This is a genomic window from Aurantimonas sp. (genome assembly GCF_964217435.1).
GTDB lineage: Bacteria > Pseudomonadota > Alphaproteobacteria > Rhizobiales > Rhizobiaceae > Aurantimonas > Aurantimonas coralicida.
Map to the genome: position 1 here is coordinate 33,927 of NZ_CAXPJM010000023.1, position 22,502 is coordinate 56,428.

Annotated in this window: 20 protein-coding genes; 9 read left to right on the forward strand and 11 right to left on the reverse strand. The window is 67.1% G+C overall.

Going from position 1 to position 22,502, the window contains the following annotated elements:
- Positions 1–38 precede the first annotated feature (38 nt).
- The 4 genes from ACEQX1_RS10450 to htpX all read right to left on the reverse strand — a co-directional run bounded on the left by ACEQX1_RS10450 (position 39) and on the right by htpX (position 4,679).
- On the reverse strand, positions 39–302 hold the full coding sequence (locus tag ACEQX1_RS10450) for a hypothetical protein (protein WP_370194488.1): 264 nt from the start codon (positions 300–302) through the stop codon (positions 39–41).
- A gap of 37 nt (positions 303–339) precedes the next feature.
- Complete coding sequence (locus ACEQX1_RS10455) at positions 340–2,013, reverse strand: heparinase II/III family protein (RefSeq protein WP_370194489.1); 1,674 nt, start codon at positions 2,011–2,013, stop codon at positions 340–342.
- Between the two features lie 201 nt (positions 2,014–2,214).
- Positions 2,215–3,633, reverse strand: a complete 1,419-nt coding sequence (locus tag ACEQX1_RS10460; RefSeq protein ID WP_370194500.1) for an RsmB/NOP family class I SAM-dependent RNA methyltransferase — start codon at positions 3,631–3,633, stop codon at positions 2,215–2,217.
- 77 nt (positions 3,634–3,710) lie between these two features.
- Complete coding sequence (htpX, locus tag ACEQX1_RS10465; protein ID WP_370194490.1) at positions 3,711–4,679, reverse strand: zinc metalloprotease HtpX; 969 nt, start codon at positions 4,677–4,679, stop codon at positions 3,711–3,713.
- 222 nt (positions 4,680–4,901) lie between these two features.
- Between htpX and ACEQX1_RS10470 the strand changes: the two genes are divergently transcribed.
- The 6 genes from ACEQX1_RS10470 to ACEQX1_RS10495 all read left to right on the forward strand — a co-directional run bounded on the left by ACEQX1_RS10470 (position 4,902) and on the right by ACEQX1_RS10495 (position 9,498).
- A complete protein-coding gene (locus ACEQX1_RS10470; RefSeq protein ID WP_370194501.1) occupies positions 4,902–5,135 on the forward strand; it encodes a DUF1674 domain-containing protein in 234 nt (77 codons plus the stop codon).
- A 225-nt stretch (positions 5,136–5,360) separates the two neighbouring features.
- Complete coding sequence (locus ACEQX1_RS10475) at positions 5,361–5,879, forward strand: thermonuclease family protein (protein ID WP_370194491.1); 519 nt, start codon at positions 5,361–5,363, stop codon at positions 5,877–5,879.
- Positions 5,880–5,945: 66 nt separating this feature from the next.
- Entirely contained in the window at positions 5,946–6,359 is a 414-nt protein-coding gene (locus ACEQX1_RS10480; RefSeq protein ID WP_370194492.1) for a hypothetical protein, read from the forward strand.
- Positions 6,338–6,736 (forward strand): hypothetical protein, encoded by a 399-nt coding sequence (locus ACEQX1_RS10485; RefSeq protein ID WP_370194493.1) that lies wholly within the window; start codon positions 6,338–6,340, stop codon positions 6,734–6,736. The genes ACEQX1_RS10480 and ACEQX1_RS10485 overlap by 22 nt, the downstream gene beginning before the upstream one ends.
- 107 nt (positions 6,737–6,843) lie before the next feature.
- On the forward strand, positions 6,844–8,124 hold the full coding sequence (locus ACEQX1_RS10490; RefSeq protein WP_370194494.1) for a class I SAM-dependent methyltransferase: 1,281 nt from the start codon (positions 6,844–6,846) through the stop codon (positions 8,122–8,124).
- 456 nt (positions 8,125–8,580) lie between these two features.
- Positions 8,581–9,498, forward strand: a complete 918-nt coding sequence (locus ACEQX1_RS10495) for a PRC-barrel domain-containing protein (RefSeq protein WP_370194495.1) — start codon at positions 8,581–8,583, stop codon at positions 9,496–9,498.
- 532 nt (positions 9,499–10,030) lie between these two features.
- Here the strand turns inward: ACEQX1_RS10495 and acs are convergent.
- The 3 genes from acs to ACEQX1_RS10510 form a co-directional block, all read right to left on the reverse strand.
- Complete coding sequence (acs, locus tag ACEQX1_RS10500; protein WP_370196812.1) at positions 10,031–11,980, reverse strand: acetate--CoA ligase; 1,950 nt, start codon at positions 11,978–11,980, stop codon at positions 10,031–10,033.
- A 127-nt stretch (positions 11,981–12,107) separates the two neighbouring features.
- A complete protein-coding gene (locus ACEQX1_RS10505; protein WP_370194497.1) occupies positions 12,108–12,503 on the reverse strand; it encodes a DUF1761 domain-containing protein in 396 nt (131 codons plus the stop codon).
- Positions 12,504–12,640: 137 nt separating this feature from the next.
- Complete coding sequence (locus tag ACEQX1_RS10510) at positions 12,641–13,315, reverse strand: YggS family pyridoxal phosphate-dependent enzyme (protein WP_370194498.1); 675 nt, start codon at positions 13,313–13,315, stop codon at positions 12,641–12,643.
- Between the two features lie 172 nt (positions 13,316–13,487).
- On the opposite strand from ACEQX1_RS10510, the gene leuS reads away from it, so the two are divergent.
- The 3 genes from leuS to holA all read left to right on the forward strand — a co-directional run bounded on the left by leuS (position 13,488) and on the right by holA (position 17,756).
- Positions 13,488–16,106 (forward strand): leucine--tRNA ligase, encoded by a 2,619-nt coding sequence (gene leuS / locus ACEQX1_RS10515; RefSeq protein ID WP_370196813.1) that lies wholly within the window; start codon positions 13,488–13,490, stop codon positions 16,104–16,106.
- Positions 16,093–16,641 carry a hypothetical protein gene (locus ACEQX1_RS10520; RefSeq protein ID WP_370195299.1) on the forward strand — a complete coding sequence of 183 codons (549 nt, stop codon included), beginning with the start codon at positions 16,093–16,095 and terminating at the stop codon, positions 16,639–16,641. The genes leuS and ACEQX1_RS10520 overlap by 14 nt, the downstream gene beginning before the upstream one ends.
- A gap of 74 nt (positions 16,642–16,715) precedes the next feature.
- Positions 16,716–17,756: a DNA polymerase III subunit delta gene (holA, locus tag ACEQX1_RS10525; protein ID WP_370195300.1), complete on the forward strand. Its 1,041-nt coding sequence runs from the start codon at positions 16,716–16,718 to the stop codon at positions 17,754–17,756.
- A gap of 105 nt (positions 17,757–17,861) precedes the next feature.
- Here holA and ACEQX1_RS10530 read toward each other — a convergent pair whose 3' ends face one another.
- From ACEQX1_RS10530 to mnmG, 4 genes are all read right to left on the reverse strand, one after another.
- Positions 17,862–18,848, reverse strand: a complete 987-nt coding sequence (locus tag ACEQX1_RS10530; RefSeq protein ID WP_370195301.1) for a ParB/RepB/Spo0J family partition protein — start codon at positions 18,846–18,848, stop codon at positions 17,862–17,864.
- A 95-nt stretch (positions 18,849–18,943) separates the two neighbouring features.
- Entirely contained in the window at positions 18,944–19,729 is a 786-nt protein-coding gene (locus ACEQX1_RS10535; RefSeq protein ID WP_370195323.1) for a ParA family protein, read from the reverse strand.
- A 107-nt stretch (positions 19,730–19,836) separates the two neighbouring features.
- The gene (gene rsmG / locus ACEQX1_RS10540) at positions 19,837–20,559 is read right to left on the reverse strand and encodes a 16S rRNA (guanine(527)-N(7))-methyltransferase RsmG (RefSeq protein ID WP_370196814.1); all 723 of its coding nucleotides are present in this window, start codon (positions 20,557–20,559) and stop codon (positions 19,837–19,839) included.
- Positions 20,549–22,417 (reverse strand): tRNA uridine-5-carboxymethylaminomethyl(34) synthesis enzyme MnmG, encoded by a 1,869-nt coding sequence (gene mnmG, locus ACEQX1_RS10545; RefSeq protein ID WP_370196815.1) that lies wholly within the window; start codon positions 22,415–22,417, stop codon positions 20,549–20,551. The genes rsmG and mnmG overlap by 11 nt, the downstream gene beginning before the upstream one ends.
- Positions 22,418–22,502: the final 85 nt, after the last annotated feature.

The window sequence follows — 22,502 nt, forward strand, 5'->3', positions numbered from 1 at the left end:
GCGCCGCTTCCCACAATGGTGGTCGGCGGTCAGAGCCGCTATCGCACTGGCGCAGGCGTCGCCGCGGTGCCGGGATTGACCATGTCGTCGGGAGCGGCGCGCGCCGCGGCCGAGCGCGCCTCCAGATCGTCCAGCGTGTTCGGCAGGACGCCGACGGCGCGGTTCATGCCGCCGCAACCGGCAAGAAGCGCAAGGCAGAGCGAGAGAAGTGCGATCCGGGTCATGACCGGGAGATGGGGAGCGAGCTGGCGCAATCCAGCCCCGTCATGCGCGGCGTGATGGCCGCCCGGTCTCACCCTCATCCAATCCTCGGTGGGAAACGGGCTGCGCCCGTTCCCGTCAGGCCTCGCGCTCGAAGCGCCAGGCGATGCCGGCCGGATCGTAGGCGTCGAAGGGCACGGCCAGTTGCAGCGTACGCCGCGCCCCGCCGGCGTCTGCGAAGAAGATCGAATCCTCGATCTCGACCCGGGCATCGGCCCGGAACAGCCAGCGCTGCCCGCGCACCGCCAGCCGGACGCCGTCGCCGATCACCTCGACGCTGACCGAAGGATGCAGGTGGAAGCGGGCCGTCGCCTTGCCCGCGTCGCTGCCGGTGCGAACCGTGGCGCTGCGCTGGAAGCTGTCGTGGCCGTCCACCGTCCAGCCGTCCTCGGCCAGGCTCATCTGACGGCGATGCAGCAGGCCGGACTGGCGCTCATAGCCATTGTGGGTGGCCTCGAAGCCGCGCACCGGATCACCGAGTTCGCCCGACAGGACCTCCGTCGGCCCCGGAACCAGCGGTGTGCCGAGAAACCGGTCGAGGCTTTCGGATCGGGCGAAATGCGACGACGAGCGATCGTCGAGCGTCACCGTCGAATGGGCGGCGGTCGAGCGAGACAGGCGGCGCCATTCGGCGTCGGCGGTCAGCGGGCGGCCGCAATTGACCACGATGCGGTTCGCCTCGCAGGAGAGCTCGAAGCCCAGCGTGCCGGCATGGGCATTGCGCGAGACCAGCGCCGGCGGCGGGCAGCCGGTATCGGCGACGATGACACTCGGGCCTGCGGCCAGCCGGTGGTAGCCGGACTGCCGTGCATGGGTGATCGGCTCGCCCAGCGTCTCGTCGTAGCGCAGCAGCACCGTCATCAGATGGATGTCGGAGGCGCCCGAACCGTTGAACAGCGCCAGCGAGCCGTCGGAATGGCGGAAGAAGCGCACCGCCGGCAGCATCCGGTCGATCGCCGAATACAGGCCGCGGGGCAGCGCCTGGCCCTGGCGCAGATAAGTCTGCCGCAGCGGGATCAGATCGGCAAGGATCGCCACCGGCGCGGCCGGATCGCGCGAGATGTGGCCGCCATCGGGAAACACCTGGCGGTCGAGTTCCTCGGCCAGATGCCGTGCCGCGATCTTGATGCGGCCGCTGGCCGCCGGCAGGCAGAGCGAGACGAAGGCGAGCGCCGTGCGCACCTGCAGCCGCGGCGTGCCCTCGGGCGCTTCCTGGGCAACGGAGCGCAGATAGCGGGCCTGCGACGACAGGCTGCGCAGAAAGCGCTTGTGGAAGCCGGCATCGGCCTCGGCCAGCAGCATGTCGGCATGGCTCAGCCAGGCGATCATCCGGCGCGCGGCCACCGCGGGCTCGAAGGCGGGATCGGCCAGCGTGCCGCCCTTCTGGCGGATCCAGTCGTCGACGAGGGTGCGGGCGTTCTGCACGGCCAGGGCGTCACCGGCCTCGGCGTGATGGCGCAGCCAGTCGAAACCGTGGAGTTCGGCCGCATAGGCTTCCGACGGCAGCGTCGCCTGGAAGATCGAGGTGCGGCCGGGTTCGAGCAATTGTCCGGCGAAGAAGAAACGGCCGGCATAGATCGCCTCGGCGATCATCGGGTCGCCATGGCGCAGCGAGGGCGGCACGACCAGAAGCTTGCCGGCGCGGCCACCGGCGAAACGCCAGCGGTGCAGCGGACCGGTCCGCAGCCGCCGCCGCGCCCGGCGCCACACTTCACGTAGCGTCAGGACAGCGAGGAGCGGTTGACCTGCCAAGCTCGTCGTCACTCCCGGACCCCACTGCGGGCAACGCGCCCGTTCGACTGGTTGATATCCTTCGCGGAACCCGTCTCCGACCCCATTGGGGCAGGATCAGCGGGTCAGCGCAACAGCCATCACTTTCTCCGAATGTGGTAAAAACTTCGCTAAGACTTGCGGCGAAAGCGGGACCGCGCCCTTTGGCCGGGCGCGGCTCGCTCAGATCCGCTTCAGCCGCGCGGCGTAGAAGCCGTCCAGCCCGCCGGTCGCGGCTGCATCCGCGGCACCGCCCATCATGTCCGGCGTGGTGCGCAGATCGCCCTCCGGGGTGAGCGCGAATTCCATGCCCGGCAACTCCCCCGGCTGCACCGGATCGCGGACGATGTCCGAACGATCGGCAAGAAGAGCCGCGACGATCGCCTCGCCCTCGGCCGGGTCCAGCGAGCAATTGGAGAAGACCAGCCGGCCGCCCGGCGCCAGAAGCCGCACCGCCTCGCCGAGCAGGCGCGCCTGCACGCCGGCCAGCTTGGCGATTTCCTCGGCGTCCTTGGTGTAGGGCACGTCCGGATGCCGGCGGATCGTGCCGGTGGACGAGCACGGCGCGTCGAGAAGAATGGCGTCGAAGGGTTCGGCCGGCTCGAAGGCGGCGAGGTCGCCCACCACGGTCTCGGCCTCCAGCGACAGGCGGGCCAGATTGGCCTTCAGCCGCTTCATCCGGTTGGCGTTGATGTCGAGGGCGGTCACCGCGCCGCCGGCGGCGATCAGCTGCGCCGTCTTGCCGCCCGGCGCGGCACAGAGATCGGCGACACGCTTGCCCGTCAGATCGCCGAGCAGCTGCGCCGGCAGCGCCGCGGCGGCGTCCTGTACCCACCATTCGCCCTCGGCAAAGCCCTCGAGCGCCGTCACCGGCCCGTCGAAGCTGCCAAGCCGCACGGTGCCGTTCGGCAGGGCGACGCCGCCCAGCTTCCCGGCCCAGCCCGCAGGGTCGCGCTTGACGGTGAGGTCGAGCGGCGCCGGCGTCAGATGCGCCCGCGCGATTGCCTCGGTGCGCTCGGGCCCGTAGGCCGCCACCATGCGGGCGGCCAGCCAGTCCGGCATGTTCTCCGTCGCCGTGGCGACCTCGCGCAAGGCGTCCTTCTCCCGCGACAGGCGGCGCAGCACGGCGTTGATCATGCCGGCGAAGCGACGGCTGCGCGAATCCACATTCGCCGCCGCCACGGCAAGGTCGACAGCGGCCGAATCCGGCACGTCGAGGAACAGGATCTGCGTCGCGCCGACATGCAGGATGTGCTTCAGCGCTGCTGCGTTGGGCGGCAACGGCCGGTCGAGACAGGCGTCGAGGGCACGGCCGATGGTGCCGCGGAACCTGAGCGCGGAAAGGATGATCGCCTTGACCAGCCCCTGGTCGCGGCCTTCCAGCGCACGGAAGCCGGGATGCCCGCCGGCCGCATCGAGAAGACCATCCGCCGAGGTGCGGGCATCGACGATCGCCGACAGGAGCTTCGTTGCCACCAGCCGGGCGCCGAGGCCGGGGCGATCGTTCGCCGAATAGCCATCGGGCACGAAGCCGTCGGCGCCGTCGGAAATTCGCGGGCCGTTGCCCACGCCGTCATTGTGCCGGGGCGCCTTGCCCGGCAAAGGCCGCTTGCGCGGCGCCGAGCGGGAGGCATCGAAATTGCCACCGCGGCGGGTCTTGCGGCCGTCCGATCCAGCGCTCAACCCCACGGTCCCCGCTTGCGGCCGCCGGCGGAGGGGCCATTGCCCCTGCCCCACGGGCCCGAACGGGTCCGGTCGATCCCGGCCTGCGGCGCGGCTGCAACGAAGCCGCCGTCGCCACCACCCATCTCCAGCGCCATCTGTTTCAGTGCCGCGATCCGGTTGGCGGTGTCCGGATGGGTGGAGAAGAGATTGTCCATGCGCTGGCCTGACAGGGGATTGATGATGAACATGTGGGCCGTCGCCGGATTGCGCTCGGCGTCCTGGTTCACCGTACGCCCGGCTGCGCTGGCGATCTTGCCGAGCGCCGAGGCGAGCCAGCCCGGATTACCACAGATTTCGGCGCCCCGCCGGTCGGCGGCATATTCGCGCGTCCGGCTGATCGCCATCTGGACGATCATCGCGGCCAGCGGCGCGACGATGATCGCCGCGATCACGCCGATGAAGCCGAGGGGATTGTTGTTGTCGCGGTTGCCGCCGAAGAAGAAGGCGAAATTGCCCAGCATCGAGATCGCACCGGCCAGCGTCGCGGTGATCGTCATGATCAGCGTGTCGCGGTTCTGCACATGGGCGAGCTCATGCGCCATGACGGCGGCGACCTCTTCCGGCGTCAGGCGCTCCAGGAGCCCGGTCGTCGCAGCCACCGCCGCGTTCTCGGGATTGCGCCCGGTGGCGAAGGCGTTCGGCTGGGCGTTGTTGATGACATAGACCTTCGGCATCGGCAGGCCGGCCCGTCCGGCCAGACCTTCCACGATGCGGTAATATTCCGGCGCGCTGCGCGCGTCGACCTCCTGCGCATGGTGCATCTTCAGCACCATCTTGTCGGAGTTCCAGTAGGAAAGCAGGTTCATACCGGCCGCGAAGACGAAGGCGATCATCATGCCGGCGCGGCCGCCGATCATGAAGCCGAGCCCCATGAAGAGGGCGGTCATGAAGGCGATGAGCATCGCCGTCTTGATCATGTTCATCGCAGGTTCCACCACCAAGGAGTCTGCGCGGTCCACCCGCGCCAATCGCCCGGGAAAATGGGGATTGCGGGGTTCCGCTTCAATATTGCGGGGAAACCACCGCGGCTGCAGCGACCCGGGCAGGCTGCGACACCGGCAAGGGTTTCAAGGCTTCGTCCCTGCCCTTATCTGAAGGCGACGAACCGCAACATGGCACCGACCACAGCAAGGGGCAGACGAGCGATGAGCGACAGCGAGGCGAGGGATCCGGTACCGGCAGCGCCCGGCGATGGCGCGCCGGGCGAGCGCGAACTGCCGGCCGCCGCCCGCCGTGCCCTCGCCGAAGCCGAGGAACGCCGCCGTCAGGCGGATGCGGAGGCCGCAGCATCCCAGGCCAAGGAGATCAACGGACCCAAGGGGCCCGAACCGATCCGCTATGGCGACTGGGAGAAGAACGGCCTGATCTCGGACTTCTGAGCGCATTCGCGCCGCGGTCAGCCGTTCTGTCCTTGTCTGCGGCGCGCAACGGCTTCCCGCGATGATTGTGGGCCCATCGTCCTAGACATCCGCACCGCGAGCCCGCGCTCAATCTTCCGCTGCGTCAAAAATGCGCGAGACGGCGGGTTCCTCCGGGGCGCGCTTGATCTCTCACCTTCATAGGAATATTGTCCGAAGACCGTCTCCGATTCGTTGGCCGTTGTCGTGACGCATTCCCGTCGAACCATCTGCAGTTGTATCTTCGCGCTGTTGCTCGCCACCCCGGCCGGCGCCGCGGGCGCGGATGACGACGACTATCCGCGGGCAATCTCCGGCCCGGTGGAGGCGCGCGTCCTGAAGGTCCGCGACGGCGACACGATCGAGGTCGAGGCCTTCGTCTGGCCGATGCAGGCGGTTCAGGTCGCGGTGCGACTGAAGGGGATCGACGCGCCGGAGAAACGCGGACGCTGCGAGGCCGAAAAGGCCGCCGCCGAAATCGCGCGAGACCGTCTGGTCGCCCTGATCGGATCGGGCAATGTCACCCTCACCGGAATTTCCGGCGACAAATATTTCGGGCGCGTGCTGGCGACGCTGTCGGTGCCCGGCCAGCCCGATCTCGGCCGCGTCCTTCTGCGCGAGGGCCTCGTGGTCCGCTACGAAGGCGGCAAGCGCCGCGACTGGTGCGACGGCACCCTCCCCGCCGATCTGAGCGCCGTGGACACCGGCGGCCGGCGTAAGGGCTGAGCCAACCATTGAGGTTCCGCTGCCAGCCATTCCGTGTTCTCTTATTCTGAACATCGGAGTTTGAGGATGCGTCGAACGGACCTGCATGGCCTAGCAAGAGCTAGATGCGATGATGCCGCCTTACTCCTTGAGAACCGCCGCTGGTCTAGCGCCTACTATTTGGCGGGTTACAGCATTGAGCTAGGCTTGAAGGCTTGCATCGCCAAACAGATTTCGAAAGATACGATTCCCGACAAGTCGATTATACGCGATATTTACTCGCACGAGTTCATGAAACTTGTGAGCCTTGCAGGCCTTCGGAAGGAGCTAAGCGGTGCGCAGAATTCCGATTCAGACTTCGCGGCCAATTGGGCTATCGTATCTGAATGGTCGCCGGATACACGATATCGAGTAATCTCTGCGGCCGAAGCCCAGTATATCGTCGCGGCCATTTCAGACACTGAACATGGAGTGCTCAAATGGATCAAGCAGTACTGGTGAGTCAAGGACAAGCACTTGTGCGTCGGCTCGATGAGACGAAAGTTCAGCCGCGTGCTGTGATGTGGGTGCATCAAGAAGACACAGATACGTGGCGTCTGTGGATCGTCCCGTCGTCGGGTGTCACCGATAAACGCGAATTCTACCGGATTGTCGCCGCGACGATTTCCGCACACGCGGACGAAATGGCGGGGCTTGATGTCGGCTCAACGGAATACGTCGCCGATGATCACCCAGGTATGAGAGGGATGGGCAGATTCTTAAGAATGCCAGGCATCGGAAGCGTGCGGTTCTCCGGCAACCGCTTCGATGACTTCTACATGCCAGATGGAATTGTAATCCGCATGGATATAGCGAAGCCATTCTTAGCCGCCGGTTAGTACTCTACAAAGGGTATGGTCAAACTGCGTGCGATAACTATCGGAGCGGACAAACCGCTGAATGACTTACGACTGACACAACCGTTTCACGTGAAACAGGATGCTCCATGACAGCCGGGGAAGCGCGACTCGAGGCCATCGTCCGTCAGGCGATCGCCGCGTTCCAGCCAAAGATCGCCGTGCGGCTGTGGACGGGTGAACGCATCGGCCCGGCCGACGGTCCGGTTCTGGCGCTGAACGATCCGGCGGCGATCGCCCGGCTGGCCCTCAGCCCGCGGATCGTGACGGCGGTCGAACTCTGGATGTCCAAGGCGATCGATGTCGAGGACGGCACGATCTTCGACGTGGCGACGGCGCGCTCCGACATCCGGACGCGGGACGCGATGAAGAAGATCGACCGGCTGGCCATCGCCACCGCCCTGCCCGCCCTCTATACGCTGGCGCGGCGCGGCCGGAAGGCGGCGCGGTCGGCGCCCCAGAGCGGCACGGGCGCCGGCGCCAGCGGCTCGTCCAAGGCTGCGATCCAGTTCCACTACGACATCTCCAACGATTTCTACCGCCTCTTCCTCGATGAGCGGATGCTGTATTCCTGCGCCTATTTCGATGGCTGGCACGACGACATCGACAAGGCGCAGCACGACAAGCTGGACATGATCTGCCGCAAGCTGCGCCTCAAGGAGGGCGAGCGCTTCCTCGACATCGGCTGCGGATGGGGCGCATTGCTGATCCATGCCGCCGAGCACTATGGCGTCACCGGCCACGGCGTGACCCTGAGCCAGGCCCAATACGACCTCGCCCGCGAGCGGATCGCCGCCAAGGGGCTCGAAGACCGCGTGACGATCGAACTGAAGCCTTTCGAGGAGCTCGACGGACGCTTCGACAAGATCGCCTCGATCGGCATGTTCGAGCATGTCGGCTGGGACAATCACGCGACCTACCTGACCGCGGTGCGCAAGCTGCTGCGCCCGAACGGGCTCTATCTCCACCATGCGATCACCCGACCGGCCAAGACCAGCGACGCCAAGTTTCGCAAGGGGACGCGGGAATATGCGGCGATCATCCGCTACATCTTCCCCGGCGCTGAACTCGACCATGTCGGCCATTCGGCGCAGCTTCTGGAGGCGCACCGCTTCGAGGTCCACGACGTGGAGAACTGGCGCGAGCACTATGGCCGCACCTGCCGCCTGTGGCACGACCGCCTGCTCGCCGCGATGCCGGAGGCCAGCCGCATTGCCGGCGAACCCCGCGCCCGGCTGTGGCTTTTGTATCTCGCCGGCGTATCCCTCGGCTTCCAGCGGGGCGGCCTTCTGATCTACCAGACGCTGGCCTCCAGGCGGGCCAAGGGTCCGGCCGAGCTGCCGCCCACCCGCCGCGACCTCTACGACTAGGCCGGCCCCGGCAGCGCCTGCTTCCGCAAAGCCCCGCCTTCCGGCCGAGCGGTTGCGCCTTCCGCGGGGGTTTCCCTGCTCCCGCCGGATCTCTGCCGCACGGAACGATCCATGGGTTCCGTCCGGATGGGCAGCCTGGAACCAGGGCAGAAACACACCGGCGAAATCCCTTCACCGTCGCCAGAGTCCCCCTTCGCCGATCCTCCCATAACGCTACCCCCGATGCGTCCTCATGGTCCGTAAGGTTCAGGGATCAATGGGTTAGCTGCAAGCAGACGCCTCATGCCCACTTGCATGCGGTGCAGCAAACTCCCTGCCGTTACCGCCTGTAACAGCCCGTGAGCTTTTCGCCACAGAAAAGCCGCAAGTCTAAAAAGTGCGGTTATTTGTGTCTTTCGCGGAACCACCTGTCGGAGCCGGTCATTGTGCGGCTATCTGTAATCGGGAGTAAGCACGATGAAAAAGTCCTTCTATACCGCCCTTCTCGCCGGCGCCGTCATGCCCTTCGCGGCTTTCGCGCAGGACGCCCAGCCCGCGGCTCCGACGGACACCCCGCCGGCCGCCACCGACAGCGCCATGCCGTCGGACAGCTCCGACGCCGCGGCACCGAGCAGCACGATGGACCCGGCTGCTCCGACCGGCGACGCCTCGGCCCAGACCGACACCGCACCGTCGGCGACCGATGCGCCGACCGACACGGCTGAGAGCCCGGCCGGCACCACCGAGGAGCCTGCCGACATGGCCGCCGAAGAGCCGGCTGACGCTGGCGACATGGCTACCGCCAGCGCCGGTGCCGATGGCCCCTTCGTGACCGTCCCGCCGTCCGGCGCCTGGCGCGTGACCGATCTCGACGGCAAGGACGTCTATGACACGGCCGGTGAGAGCATCGGCTCGATCACCGACGTGCTGGTCTCCGAGGAAGGCGACGTGATGGCCGTTCTGGTCGGCGTCGGCGGCTTCCTGGGCATCGGCGAAAAGGATGTTGCCGTCTCGATGAGCGCGCTGGAATTCGGCCCGGGCAAGACCGAGGGTCTGCCGACCGAGGAAGAGGCCAACGCCCAGGCGAGCGCTGCGGCACCGGCCACGGGTGGCACCGGCATGGCGGCCGATCCGGCTGCCGGCGGCACGGGCATGGGTACGGGCGACGCCAACATGTCGACCGCCAGCACCGACGCGTCGGCCGAACCGGTGACCCCGGTCGTCGGCGAGGACAATCTGCCGGACCGTATCGTCCTCAATGTCTCGCGTGAGCAGCTCGAGCAGGCTCCGGCCTATAACGAGCCGGAAGAGGCCGATGACGGCATGGCGGAAGCCGATGGCGGCGCTGCCGATGGCACGATGGCACCGGCCGGCGACGCTCCGGCAGCCCAGTAATCCGCTACGGATAACGGTGTGCCGGGCCGTCCGGCATACCGCCAGATAAAGACAAGGCCCGTACCGATTGGTGCGGGCCTTTCGCGTTGCGACGTCAGGTTTCACAGCCGGAACGGCGCCGCCCTTCGTCGCAACCGGACGTCAGACAATCAAAAGGCCGCTCCCTTTCGGAAGCGGCCCCGTGATGAACGTCAGCCGGCGGTCGTCGAAGACCGCATCACGGCATCCGCAATTCTCAGGCGAAGCGAGAAGGCTGCTCCGTCGAACCACCGAGAATCATAGACCCAACCGGCTTCAGATTATCACTCGACATTGGATCACCTCCTTCCACTTCGTTGAACACATGAGGAGTATGGGAACCCAACGCCTTGGGCGCAAGAGGGTTTTTCGCCGCCGCCTCCCCGCGTCATGGTTCGCGCAAGCCTGAGCTCAGCCGACCGGGTTCACGTCTCCCACGAAGTTCAGAAGATCCACCATCGTGAAGCCGGCGGCCAGACTCGCCGGCCGGCATCGTTGCCGGCCGGCCTGGTAGTCACCCCTTGCGGTTCTGGCGGTGCTCGACGAGGTCGTCGACGACGCCCGGATCGGCGAGGGTCGAGGTGTCGCCCAGGGCGCCGAAATCGTCCTCGGCGATCTTGCGCAGGATGCGGCGCATGATCTTGCCGGAGCGCGTCTTCGGCAGGCCCGGCGCGAACTGGATCTTGTCCGGCGAGGCGATCGGGCCGATCTCGTTGCGCACATGGGCATCGAGCTCCTTCTGCAGCGCCTCGGACGGCTCCTCGCCCTCCATCAGCGTGACATAGCAGTAGATGCCCTGCCCCTTGATGTCGTGCGGATAGCCGACGACCGCCGCTTCCGAGACCTTGGCGTGGGAGACCAGCGCCGATTCCACCTCGGCCGTGCCCATGCGGTGGCCGGAGACGTTGATCACGTCGTCGACGCGGCCGGTGATCCACCAATAGCCGTCGGCGTCGCGCCGCGCCCCGTCGCCGGTGAAATACTTGTTCGGATAGGTCGAGAAATAGGTCTGCTCAAAGCGCTCGTGGTCGCCATAGACCGTGCGCATCTGGCCCGGCCAGGAGTCGGTGATGCACAGATTGCCGTCATTGGCGCCGTCCAGCACGGTGCCGACATTGTCGACGAGCTGCGGCTGCACGCCGAAGAACGGCCGCGTCGCCGAGCCGGGCTTCAGGTCCGTGGCGCCGGGCAGCGGTGTGATCAGGATGCCGCCGGTCTCGGTCTGCCACCAGGTATCGACCACCGGCGAGCGCTCGTCGCCGACGACCCGGTAGTACCAGCTCCAGACCTCCGGATTGATCGGCTCGCCGACCGTTCCCAGCACCTTCAGGCTGGCGCGCGAGGTCTTGGTCACCATCTCGTCGCCGGCTCCCATCAGCGAGCGGATCGCCGTCGGCGCGGTGTAGAAGATGTTGACCTTGTGCTTGTCGATCACCTGCCAGAAGCGCGAGGCGTCCGGATAGTTGGGCACGCCCTCGAACATCAGCGTCGTCGCGCCGTTGGCGAGCGGCCCGTAGACGATGTAGCTGTGGCCGGTCACCCAGCCGACATCCGCCGTGCACCAGTAGACGTCGCCATCATGGTAGTCGAAGACGTATTCGTGGGTCATCGAGGCGTAGACGAGATAGCCGCCCGAGGTGTGCAGCACGCCCTTCGGCTTGCCGGTCGAGCCCGACGTGTAGAGGATGAACAGCGGGTCCTCGGCCTGCATCTCGGCCGGCGGGCAATCGGCGGAGACCGCCTCGCGCGCCTCGTGCCACCACACGTCGCGCCCGTCCTGCCAGGCCACCTCGCCGCCCGTGCGCTGGATCACCAGCATGGTCTTCACCGTCTGGCCGGCCTTCTCGGCGATCTCGCAGGCCCGGTCGGCATTCTTCTTCAGCGGCACCTTGCGGCCGCCGCGCAGACCCTCGTCGGCGGTGATCAGCACATCCGATTGCGCGCCCTCGATCCGGCCGCCCAGCGCGTCCGGCGAGAACCCGCCGAACACCACCGAGTGGATCGCGCCGATCCGGGCGCATGCCAGCATGGCATAGGCCGCCTCGGGCACCATCGGCATGTAGATGGTCACCCGGTCGCCCTTCCGGACGCCGCGGTCCTTCAGGACATTAGCCATGCGCGACACCTCCTCGTGGAGCTGCCGGTAGGTGATCGCCTTGGAATCGGCCGGGTCGTCCCCCTCCCAGAGGATGGCCGTCTGGTCGCCGCGGGTTTCCAGATGCCGGTCGATGCAATTGGCGGCCACGTTGAGCGTGCCGTCCTCGAACCAGCGGATGTCGATATTGCCGGGCGCGAAAGAGGTGTTCTTCACCCGCTCATAAGGCTTGATCCAGTCGAGGCGCTTGCCGTGCTCGCCCCAGAAGCCATCCGGGTCCTCGACGCTGCGACGGTACCAGTCCTGGTACTGATCGTCCGTCAGCTTCGCCCGCGCCTTCCACTCGTCCTTGACGTGGATCGTGCTCATGCTCTCGCCTCCCGCAGTATCGCCGGAACAGGTCCGGCATTTGGAGGCAATCTAGGGTGAAAGCGCCGGAAGGGTCCAGTTCGCCGCTGTCATACTTTCGCGGGGCAAGGGCACGCGGCGCACCGCCCTAGCCGAACAGGCCGATGGTCACGCTCATGATGACCAGGACGCCGAGCCAGTGCCCGGCATTCAGATAGGTTAGCCGGCGCGGACGCGCTTCGTAGGAGTGATCCACGACCATCGCGGTGAGAACGAAACCGGCCCAGGCGAGGATGCCGGTGATCAGGGCGTTGCCGACGGTGACCGGACCGATATGGCCGACCAGTCCCGCCAGGACGCCGGCCATCACCAGTTCGGCGATGAAGACGATCGCCAGCGGGCCGGGCTTCAGCGCCGGCCGGCCCTCATAGCCGCTGGCCGTCATCCAGGATTTCTCCAAGGCGCGGTGCCAGCCGAAACCGAAGGCAAACGCGAGGAGGGCGGCGATCAGCACGCCGAGCGGGCTGAAGTTGGAAAATCCCATGGCGTGATCCTTCGCTGGCTTTCGTAATCCTGCCCGTAACGAGCGAAGCCGCTGGCGGTTTCATGCGGCGGCTACGACAACGCCGCTCGACGGTTTACTCCGCGGGTCGCAGCCGGCGGGGCAGGGCGCCCAGAGCCTCAGCCATAATCGCGGGCGCCAAAAATCGCCGAGCCGACGCGCACCGAGGTGGCGCCGAAGCCGATGGCGATCTCGTAGTCGCCCGACATGCCCATCGACAGCTTCTCCACACCGGCCTCGGCCGCGATCTTTTCCAGCAGCGCGAAATGCGGCCCCGGCTTCTCGTCGGCCGGCGGAATGCACATCAGCCCTTCGATCGTCAGGCCATGCTCGCTGCGGCAGCGCTCGACGAAGGCGACCGCCTCCCTCGGCGCGATGCCGGCCTTCTGCTCTTCCTCGCCGGTATTGACCTGCACATAGAGGCGGGGATAGCGGTCCTGCTTGGCCATCTCCTTGGCGAGTTCTTTCGCGATCTTTTCGCGGTCGACGCTCTCGATCACGTCGAACAGCGCCACCGCCTCGCCGGCCTTGTTCGACTGCAGCGGCCCGATCAGCCGCAATTCGATGTCGGGGAAGCGGTCGCGCAGCGCCGGCCATTTGGCCTTGGCCTCCTGCACCTTGTTCTCGCCGAAGATCCGCTGGCCGGCTTCCAGCACCGGCAGGATCGTGTCGGCGTCATGGGTCTTGGACACCGCCACGAGGGCCACCACGTCCTCCGCGCGCGCCGCCTCCCGCGAGGCCTGCGCAATCGCCTGCCGCGCCGTCTCCAGCCGCTCCAGCAGCGCTTCGTTCATGCCGTCTCCTTCCGGTGGGCCGTCAGCGCCGCACCTGCATCACTATCGCCGCAATCGGCGGAATTTCCGTCCCGTCATGTTGAACGCAGGCGTGACAACAGAGTAAGTCAAGCCGCATCCCCCATTCGCCTGCCGGTCGAGATCCGGCGGGACCAGCATCCCGATCGGCCGCATGACCACAGAACGCTACAATCCCCGCGCATCCGAACCTCGCTGGCAGACCGCCTGGAACGAGGCGAAGCTGTTCGAGACCCAGACCGACGCGCCGGGCGAAAAGTACTACGTCCTCGAGATGTTTCCCTATCCCTCGGGCCGCATCCATATGGGCCATGTGCGCAATTATGCCATGGGCGACGTGGTCGCGCGCTACCGCCGGGCCAAGGGCTTCAGCGTGCTGCATCCGATGGGCTGGGACGCCTTCGGCATGCCGGCCGAGAACGCCGCGATGCAGAACAAGGTGCATCCGCGCGAATGGACCTACCAGAACATCGCGACCATGCGCGGCCAGCTGAAGTCGATGGGCCTGTCGCTGGACTGGTCGCGTGAATTCGCGACCTGCGACGTCGAATACTACCATCGCCAGCAGATGCTGTTCCTCGACTTCCTGGCCAAGGGCCTGGCCTATCGCAAGAAGTCCAAGGTCAACTGGGATCCGGTCGACATGACCGTGCTTGCCAACGAGCAGGTGATCGACGGCAAGGGCTGGCGTTCGGGCGCCGATGTCGAGCAGCGCGAACTGACCCAGTGGTTCTTCCGCATCACCGATTTTGCCGACGACCTGCTGTCGGCCCTCGACCATCTGCCGGGCTGGCCGGAGAAGGTCCGGCTGATGCAGAAGAACTGGATCGGCAAGTCCGAGGGCCTGCTGGTGCGCTGGGCGCTGGACGTGGCGACGAAACCCGAGGGCTTCGACGACGTCACCGTGTTCACGACGCGGCCCGACACGCTGTTCGGCGCCTCCTTCGTCGCCGTCGCCGCCGACCATCCGCTGGCCGCCAGGGCCGCCGAGACCAATCCCGAGCTGCAGGCCTTCATCGCCGAATGCCGCCGCCAGGGCACCTCCGCCGCGGCGCTGGAGACGGCCGAGAAGAAGGGCATGCCGACGGGGATCTCCGTCACCCATCCCTTCGACCCGGAATGGAAGCTGCCGGTCTATGTGGCGAATTTCGTGCTGATGGATTACGGCACCGGCGCGGTCTTCGGCTGCCCGGCCCATGACCAGCGCGATCTCGACTTCGCCCGCAAATACGATTTGCCGGTGCGCGCCGTCGTCTTGCCGCAGGGCGCCGATGCCGAGACCTTCGACGTCGGCACCGAGGCCTATGTCGGCGACGGCACGATCTGCCGCTCGGACTTCCTCGACGGTCTGTCGCCGGATGCTGCCTTCGACGCCGTCGCCGAGCGGCTGGAGGCCACCACGCTGAACGGCCGGCCCCAGGCCGAGCGCCAGGTCAATTTCCGCCTGCGCGACTGGGGCATTTCGCGCCAGCGCTACTGGGGTTGCCCGATCCCGGTCCTGCATTGCGAGGCCTGCGGCGTCGTGCCGGAAGCCCGCGAGAACCTGCCGGTGAAGCTGCCGGACGACATCGATTTCGAAAAGCCCGGCAATCCGCTGGACCGCCATCCGACCTGGCGCGACGCCACCTGCCCGCAATGCGGCGGCAAGGCGAAGCGCGAGACCGACACGATGGACACCTTCGTCGATTCCTCGTGGTATTTCGCCCGTTTCACGGCGCCTGAGGCGCACGAGCCGACCGATCCGCAGGCCGCCAATGCCTGGCTGCCGGTCGACCAGTATATCGGCGGCATCGAGCACGCGATCCTGCACCTGCTCTATTCGCGCTTCTTCGTGCGGGCGATGCGCGAATGCGGCCATGTCGCCCTCGACGAGCCCTTCAAGGGCCTGTTCACGCAGGGCATGGTGGTCCACGAGACCTATCGCGACGGCCGCGAATGGGTTGCCCCGGTGGACGTGGCGATCGCCGAAGGCGAGGGGACCCGGACCGCGACGCGCCTGTCGACCGGCAGCCCGATCGAGATCGGCGGCATCGAGAAGATGTCGAAGTCGAAGAAGAACGTCGTCGATCCGGACGACATCATCGCCTCCTACGGCGCCGACACGGCCCGCTGGTTCATGCTGTCGGATTCGCCCCCGGACCGCGACGTGATCTGGACTGAGGCCGGCGTCGAGGGTGCCCACCGCTTCGTCCAGCGCCTGTGGCGCCTCGTCTCCGAGACCGCGCCGCGCATCGCCGGTGCCGACGCAAGCCCGCAGAGCGAGGACGAGGCGGTGCTGACCATCCGTCGCGCCGCCCACCGCGCCGCGGCCGGTGTCGCCGACGACATCGAGCGCCTCGGCTTCAACAAGGCCGTCGCCCGCATCTACGAACTGGTCAACACGCTGGCCGCGTCCGTCTCCGGTGTCTCGGCCGACAGCGACCCGGCCCTGAAGGCCGCGGCCCGCGAAGCGCTGACCATCCTGGTGCGCCTGATTGCGCCGATGATGCCGCATCTGGCCGAGGAATGCTGGACGACCCTGGGCATGGAGGGTCTTGCGGCGGCGGCCCCTTGGCCCGACGTCGACCCGGCGCTCCTGAAGGACGACAGCATCACCATGCCGGTCCAGATCAACGGCAAGAAGCGCGGCGACTTGACCGTACCGGCTTCGGCCGGCAAACCTGATATCGAACAGGCGGCGCTGGCGCTCGACGTCGTGCAGGCAGCGCTGGCCGGCAATTCGCCGAAGCGCGTCGTGGTCGTCCCCGGGAGAATCGTCAATGTCGTTCTTTGATGCGGGCCGGCCTCGCGCTCTCGCGGCGCTCTGTCTCCTCGCCGGTAGCCTTGCCCTGTCGGGCTGCACCGGGCGGCCGCTCTATGCCGGCGGCCTGACCACCGATGTCATGGCGCCGGACGGGCAGCTCGTCTCCCTGCGCGGCCGGATCGCCGTCTCCGAAGCCGGCAATCGCACCATCCAGATCGTTCGCAACGCGCTGTTGTTCCGGCTGAACCAGGGCACGCGGGTGAGTGAGCCGCTCTATACCGTCGCCCTCAGCGGCAGCGGCAGCGAGATCGGCATCGCGGTCGAGCCGGGCGGGCAGGCCGCGGCGTCGCTCTACTACATGAGCGCCAGCTACACTCTGACCCGGAACTCCGACGGCACCGTGCTGGCCACCGGCACACGCACCGAGACGGTGCCCTTCGACCGCACCGGCCAGCTCTACCAGAGCCAGCGGGCGGTGATCGACGCGCGCGACCGGGCCGGCAAGGCTGTCGCCGGACAGATCGAGCTGGAAATCGCCCGTGCGCTGACCAAGGCCGGCGTGTAGACACGTCCCCAGGCGAAACGCCGGCAGGGCAGGCGGTCCAGGCCGCCCCTTGCCGGCGCAACAGGGACCTTTCCATGGCGCAGAAGAAACCCGGCGAGGTCGAGGCGTTCCTGTCGCGGCCCGACTTCTCCTATCCGGTCATCCTCCTCTACGGCCCCGATCCCGGCCTCGTCTCCGAGCGTTCCGAGAAGGTTGCCGAGCTCTCCGGCGTCGACCGCAGCGATCCCTTCGCCGCCGTGACGCTGGCCGCCGACGAGCTGGAGAAGGACATCGGCCGCCTCTATGACGAGGCGCAGACCGTCTCGATGTTCGGTGGCACGCGCCTCATCCGCGTGCGCGGCGCGGGCAACGGCAAGTCCCTGGCCGAAGCCGTGGCAGAGCTCTCCGCAAAGAAGCTCGACGGCGCCATCGTCATTCTCGAAGCCGGCGACCTCAAGAAGAGCTCGGCCCTGCGGACCAATGCCGAGCGCGGCAAGTTCGCCATCGCCTTGCCCTGCTACCAGGACGAGGGGCGGGCGATCGACAAGATGATCGACGAGGAGATGCGCGAGAGCGGTCTGACCATCGGCCGCGAGGCGCGGGACGAATTGCGTGCGCGCCTCGGCGCCAACCGCATCGCCTCACGCGGCGAGATCCGCAAGCTCTGCCTCTACGCACTGGGAACGTCGTCAGTAACGGAAGAGGACGTGCGCGCCATAGTCGGTGACGTCTCGGCCGATACGCTGGAGGAAACCATCGACGCCGCGGCCAGCGGCGAGGTGCGGCGATTGCCGCATTTGATCGACCGGCTGGTCTCGGCCGGCACCGCTACCTTCCAGCTTCACCAGCAGCTCTTGCGCTATTTCCAGCAATTGCAGACCATGCGGGAGATGGTGGAGAAGGGCGGCGAGCCCGTCGGCCGGGTGGTGGAGCGGCGGCGCCCGCATTTCCGCCGCAAGCACGCGATGGAGGTGGCCCTCTCGGCCTGGCCGCTTGATGCGATCACAATCATCCTGCAGCGGATCGATGCCGATATCCTGGCCAGCCGCAAGGAAGGCGGGCTGGCCCTGACCATCACCCGGCAGACCCTGCTCGACGTCGCCGTCGAAGCGGCGCGTCTCCGCACGCGCCACTGATTCACGGATCATCGCGGCGAAATAGCCAGCCGCGACAGCGGCTTATTCGCGTACGCAGCAGCTATACGCAAAATGTTTCACGTGAAACGGAGCGCTCGCGCCCTGTCAGAGATCGCGCGTCCGTGCCGTCTCGGAGCCGCGCTGGACCCGCGTCTGGAGCAGGCCGCAGATCTCGTCGAGCTGCTCCAGATCGGCATATTCGATCCGGATCGACCCGCCGTCGCCCTTGACGTCGATCTCGACCGGCATGCCCAGAAGCTCCGCCAGAAGCCGCTCCAGCGCCAGCGCGTCGGAATCCTTCTCGGGCGCCGGTGCAGCCTTCGGCTGGCTCTTGCCGCCGGACGGCTTCTTCGGCTTCGCGGTCTCGCCCGCCGCAGGCTGGCGCGCCAACTCCTCGGCCTCGCGCACGCTGAGGCCGCGCGAGACGATCTGCTTGGCCACGGACACCGGGTCCTCGGCCGTGACGACCGTACGCGCCGCGCCGGGCGACAGCGTCCCGCTGGCCACCATGGTGCGGACTTCCTCGGGCAGCTTCAGAAGCCGCAGCGTATTGGCGACATGGCTCCGGCTCTTGCCCAGCACATCGGCGAGATCGGCCTGGGTATAGCCATGCTCGTTGATCAGCATCTCGTAGCCCAGCGCTTCCTCGACCGCGTTGAGGTCGGCGCGCTGGACGTTCTCGATGATGGCGATTTCCAGCGACTGGCGGTCGCCGATCTCGCGCATGACCACCGGCACTTCGGTGAGGCCCGCCGCGCGCGCTGCCCTCCAGCGGCGCTCGCCGGCGACGATCTCGAATCCGTCCGGCACGCCGGGCCGCGGCCGCACCAGCAGCGGCTGCACGACGCCATGATTGCGCACCGACGCGGTCAGATCGTCGAGATCGGCCTCGTGGAAGGTGCGCCGCGGATTGTTCGGATTGGGCGAAATCGCGTCGATCGGAATATGGCGCTCGGCCGGGATGGCAGGCGGTGCCGGCTGCTCGGCCTGGGCACCGTAGCCCTGGCCGGGGCGGGCAGGGGCCGATGCACCAGCCCCGATCAGCGAGGCGAGTCCACGCCCGAGACGCTGGCGCGACTTGTCTTCGTTCATCTTGGTCTCCCCGTTCCTCGGCGCGCCCGCGCCATCCCCGTCCGTTGCATCGGGGTCTCCGCCCGCCCTTCCGTGATCGCCATATCGGAAGTTGTTCATGCTGCCTGCAGCCCGCGTTCGCGCTGGATGATTTCCGAGGCCAGCCGGATATAGGCCTGGCTGCCCGGACATTTCATGTCGTAGAGGATCGCCGGCTTGCCGAAGGACGGCGCTTCGGAGACCCGCACATTGCGCGGGATGATCGTCTCATAGACATGGTCGCCCATATAGGACCGCACGTCCCGCACCACCTGCGCGGCCAGATTGTTGCGACCGTCATACATGGTCAGCACGATGCCGTGCAGATCGAGCGTCGGGTTCAACGAGTCCCGGACCTGCTCGACCGTCTGGAGAAGCTGGCTGAGGCCTTCGAGGGCGAAGAACTCGCACTGCAGCGGCACCAGGATGGAATCGGCCGCGGCCATGGCGTTGATGGTCAGGAGGTTCAGCGACGGCGGGCAGTCGATCAACACGAAGTCGAATTGCGGCGTCTCGACCTGATGGAAATGCAGCGCATCGCGCAGCCGATAGGCGCGGCCGGTCGCACCAGCGATCTCCATCTCGAGGCCGAGAAGGTCCAGCGTCGACGGGATGAGGCTGAGATTGGGCACGGCCGTCGCCATGGCGGCCTCGGTGATCGAGGACGCCTCGGTCAGCACGTCGTAGGACGACACTTCGCGATTGTCGCGGTCGACGCCCAGCCCGGTCGAGGCATTGCCCTGGGGATCGAGGTCGATCAGCAGCGCACGCTTGCCGATCGCGGCCAGCGCCGTCGCAAGGTTGATGGCGGTCGTCGTCTTGCCGACCCCGCCCTTCTGATTTGCAATCGTGATGATCCGCATCGGCTGTCCGCTCATCGCATCCATCGATCCGCTCCCGCTCCGCCATCGAGCGGTGTCGGCTGCCGACCGGAGAGGACCGGTCCCGTCTCCGCCTGGGCTGCCGCCGCTCAGCGCGGCGCGATCTCGTCGATCTCGAGGACGACAGATCCGTCATCGAGGCTCGATTCATGCTTTATCATGCGGAATCGCCAATGGGCAGTCGCCGCATTAATTTCCTGTTCATGGTTGCGCCCCTTCTGGAAGAAGCAGCGCGTATCGGCACGGATATGCGGCGCGACGAGGGCAAACAGCTCCGTCAGCGACGCCAGCGCCCGGGCGGTCACGATATCGGCCTTGGCAAGCACGCTTCCGCAATCCTCGATCCGGGCCGCATGGGCCGTTCCGGCAAGGCCCAGATCGCGCTGGACCGCCCGCAGGAAGGCAATCTTCTTGCTGTTGGCCTCGACGAGATCGACGCTGAGGCCGGGACGCGCGGCGGCGATCACCAGTCCGGGCAGGCCCGCGCCGGACCCAAGATCCACGCAGACCGTCGCTTCGGGCAGAAGTCGCTCGAGCGCCAGCGAATCAGCGATGTGGCGTGACCAGACATCACCGATTGTCGCCGGCGCGACGAGGTTCATGCGGGTCTGCCATTCGGTCAGCAACGCAACGTAGCGGTCAAGCCGCTCGAGCGTTTCACGTGAAACATTATGTGTGGACAGGAACTCCGCCCGTCCGCGCTCCTGCGCCGCCGCCACATCCGCCGGACGCGGCTTCGGGGCCGAACGCGTCTTGGTCACCGGTCGGATATAAGGCCTCGCCGGCTTTTCCGAATCGCGATCACGCCGCATGGGAAATCTCCGCCCGACGCAGCGCGACCAGAATGATCGCCAGGGCGGCGGGGGTCATCCCGTCGATGGCCTCGGCCTCGGCAATCGACGCCGGACGCAGGTCCATCAGCTTCTGGCGCAGCTCGTTGGAGAGGCCGACCATCGCCATATAGTTCAGATCGGCGGGGAGGGCCCGCTTCTCGTCCCGGCGCAGCCGTTCCTGGTCCTTGCGCTGACGGTCGAGATAGACGTCGTAGGCCGCTTCGATCTCGATCCGCTCCCGGATCGGACCGGAGAATTCGGCAAGCTCCGGCCACACCTTGGCGAGCCGATCGAGATCGACATCGGTCTGGGACAGAAGCTGCCACGCCGACCGGCGTCGGCCGTCGAGATTGACTGGCAGGCCATGGCGCTGGGCTTCCGACGGCGTCAGGGTCGATGCTTCCAACCGGGCGCGGGCCGCCTCCAGCGAGGCTTCGCTCGCCTCGAACACCTTGCGGCGTTCGGCATCGATGATGCCCAGCGACAGGCCGAGCGGGGTCAGGCGCCGGTCGGCATTGTCGGCACGCAGCGACAGCCGGAATTCGGCCCGCGACGTGAACATGCGATAGGGCTCCGAGACACCCGTACGGGTCAGATCGTCGATCATCACGCCAATATAGGCGTCGGCCCGGCCGATGGTGACGGCCTCGCTGCCGGCAGCCGAGAGGGCGGCGTTCAGCCCGGCAATCAGCCCCTGTGCGGCAGCTTCCTCATAGCCGGTCGTGCCATTGATCTGGCCGGCGAGGAACAGCCCCTCGGCGCGGCGCACGGCCAGCCGACGGTCGAGTTCACGCGGATCGACATGGTCGTATTCGATGGCATAGCCGGGCTTGCGCAGTTCGACCCGCTCAAGGCCGGGGATCGACCGCAGGAAGAGTGTCTGAACGTCCTCCGGCAGCGAGGTCGACAGGCCATTCGGATAGATGGTGTCGTCGTCGAGGCCTTCCGGCTCCAGGAAGATCTGGTGACCGTCGCGATCGCCGAACTTGACGATCTTGTCCTCTATCGACGGGCAGTAGCGCGGACCGTTGCCCGCAATCTGTCCGGAATACAGCGCCGAACGCCCAAGATTGTGGCGGATGATCGCATGGGTTTCCGGCGTCGTCCGCGTGATCCCGCAATCGATCTGGCGGTTGGCGATGGTCGTCGTCAGATAGGAGAAGGGTACCGGCACATCGTCAGGCGCCTGGCGGTCGAGCCCGGCCCAGTCGATCGTGCGGCCATCGAGCCGCGCCGGCGTGCCGGTTTTCAAACGGCCGAGCGTCAGCCCCAGACGGCTGAGCGTTCCCGACAGACCGGTCGAGGGGTCTTCGCCCATTCGGCCCGCGGGGATCTTCTGGTCGCCGATATGGATCAGGCCGGAGAGAAATGTCCCGGTCGTCAGGACGACGGCGCGGCAGCTCATCGTCCGGCCGTCGCCGAGAACGATCCCGGTGACACGGTTCGCATCGTCGAGGGTCAGATCGGCAACATCGCCCTCGATCACCTCGAGGCCCGACTGGGCGCGAATGGCGGCCTGCATCGCCTCGCGATAGAGGCGGCGATCGGCCTGGGTGCGCGGGCCGCGTACGGCCGGTCCCTTGCGGCGGTTGAGCAGGCGGAACTGGATGCCGGCAGCATCGGCGACCTGGCCCATCAATCCGCCGAGGGCATCGATCTCGCGGACGAGGTGGCCCTTGCCGATCCCGCCGATGGCGGGATTGCAGCTCATCGCCCCGATCGTGTCGAAGCGGTGGGTGACGAGAGCGGTGCGGGCACCGGCGCGCGCGGCCGCGCTGGCCGCTTCGCAGCCCGCATGACCGCCGCCAATGACGACGACATCGAAAGAGTGTTCCATGGCGATGGGTAAAGACCGCGCCGTGCGGATCTGTCAATCCGGACAACGTTGCGAGGTAACGAAACCGGCCCAGTGCGACCTGTGG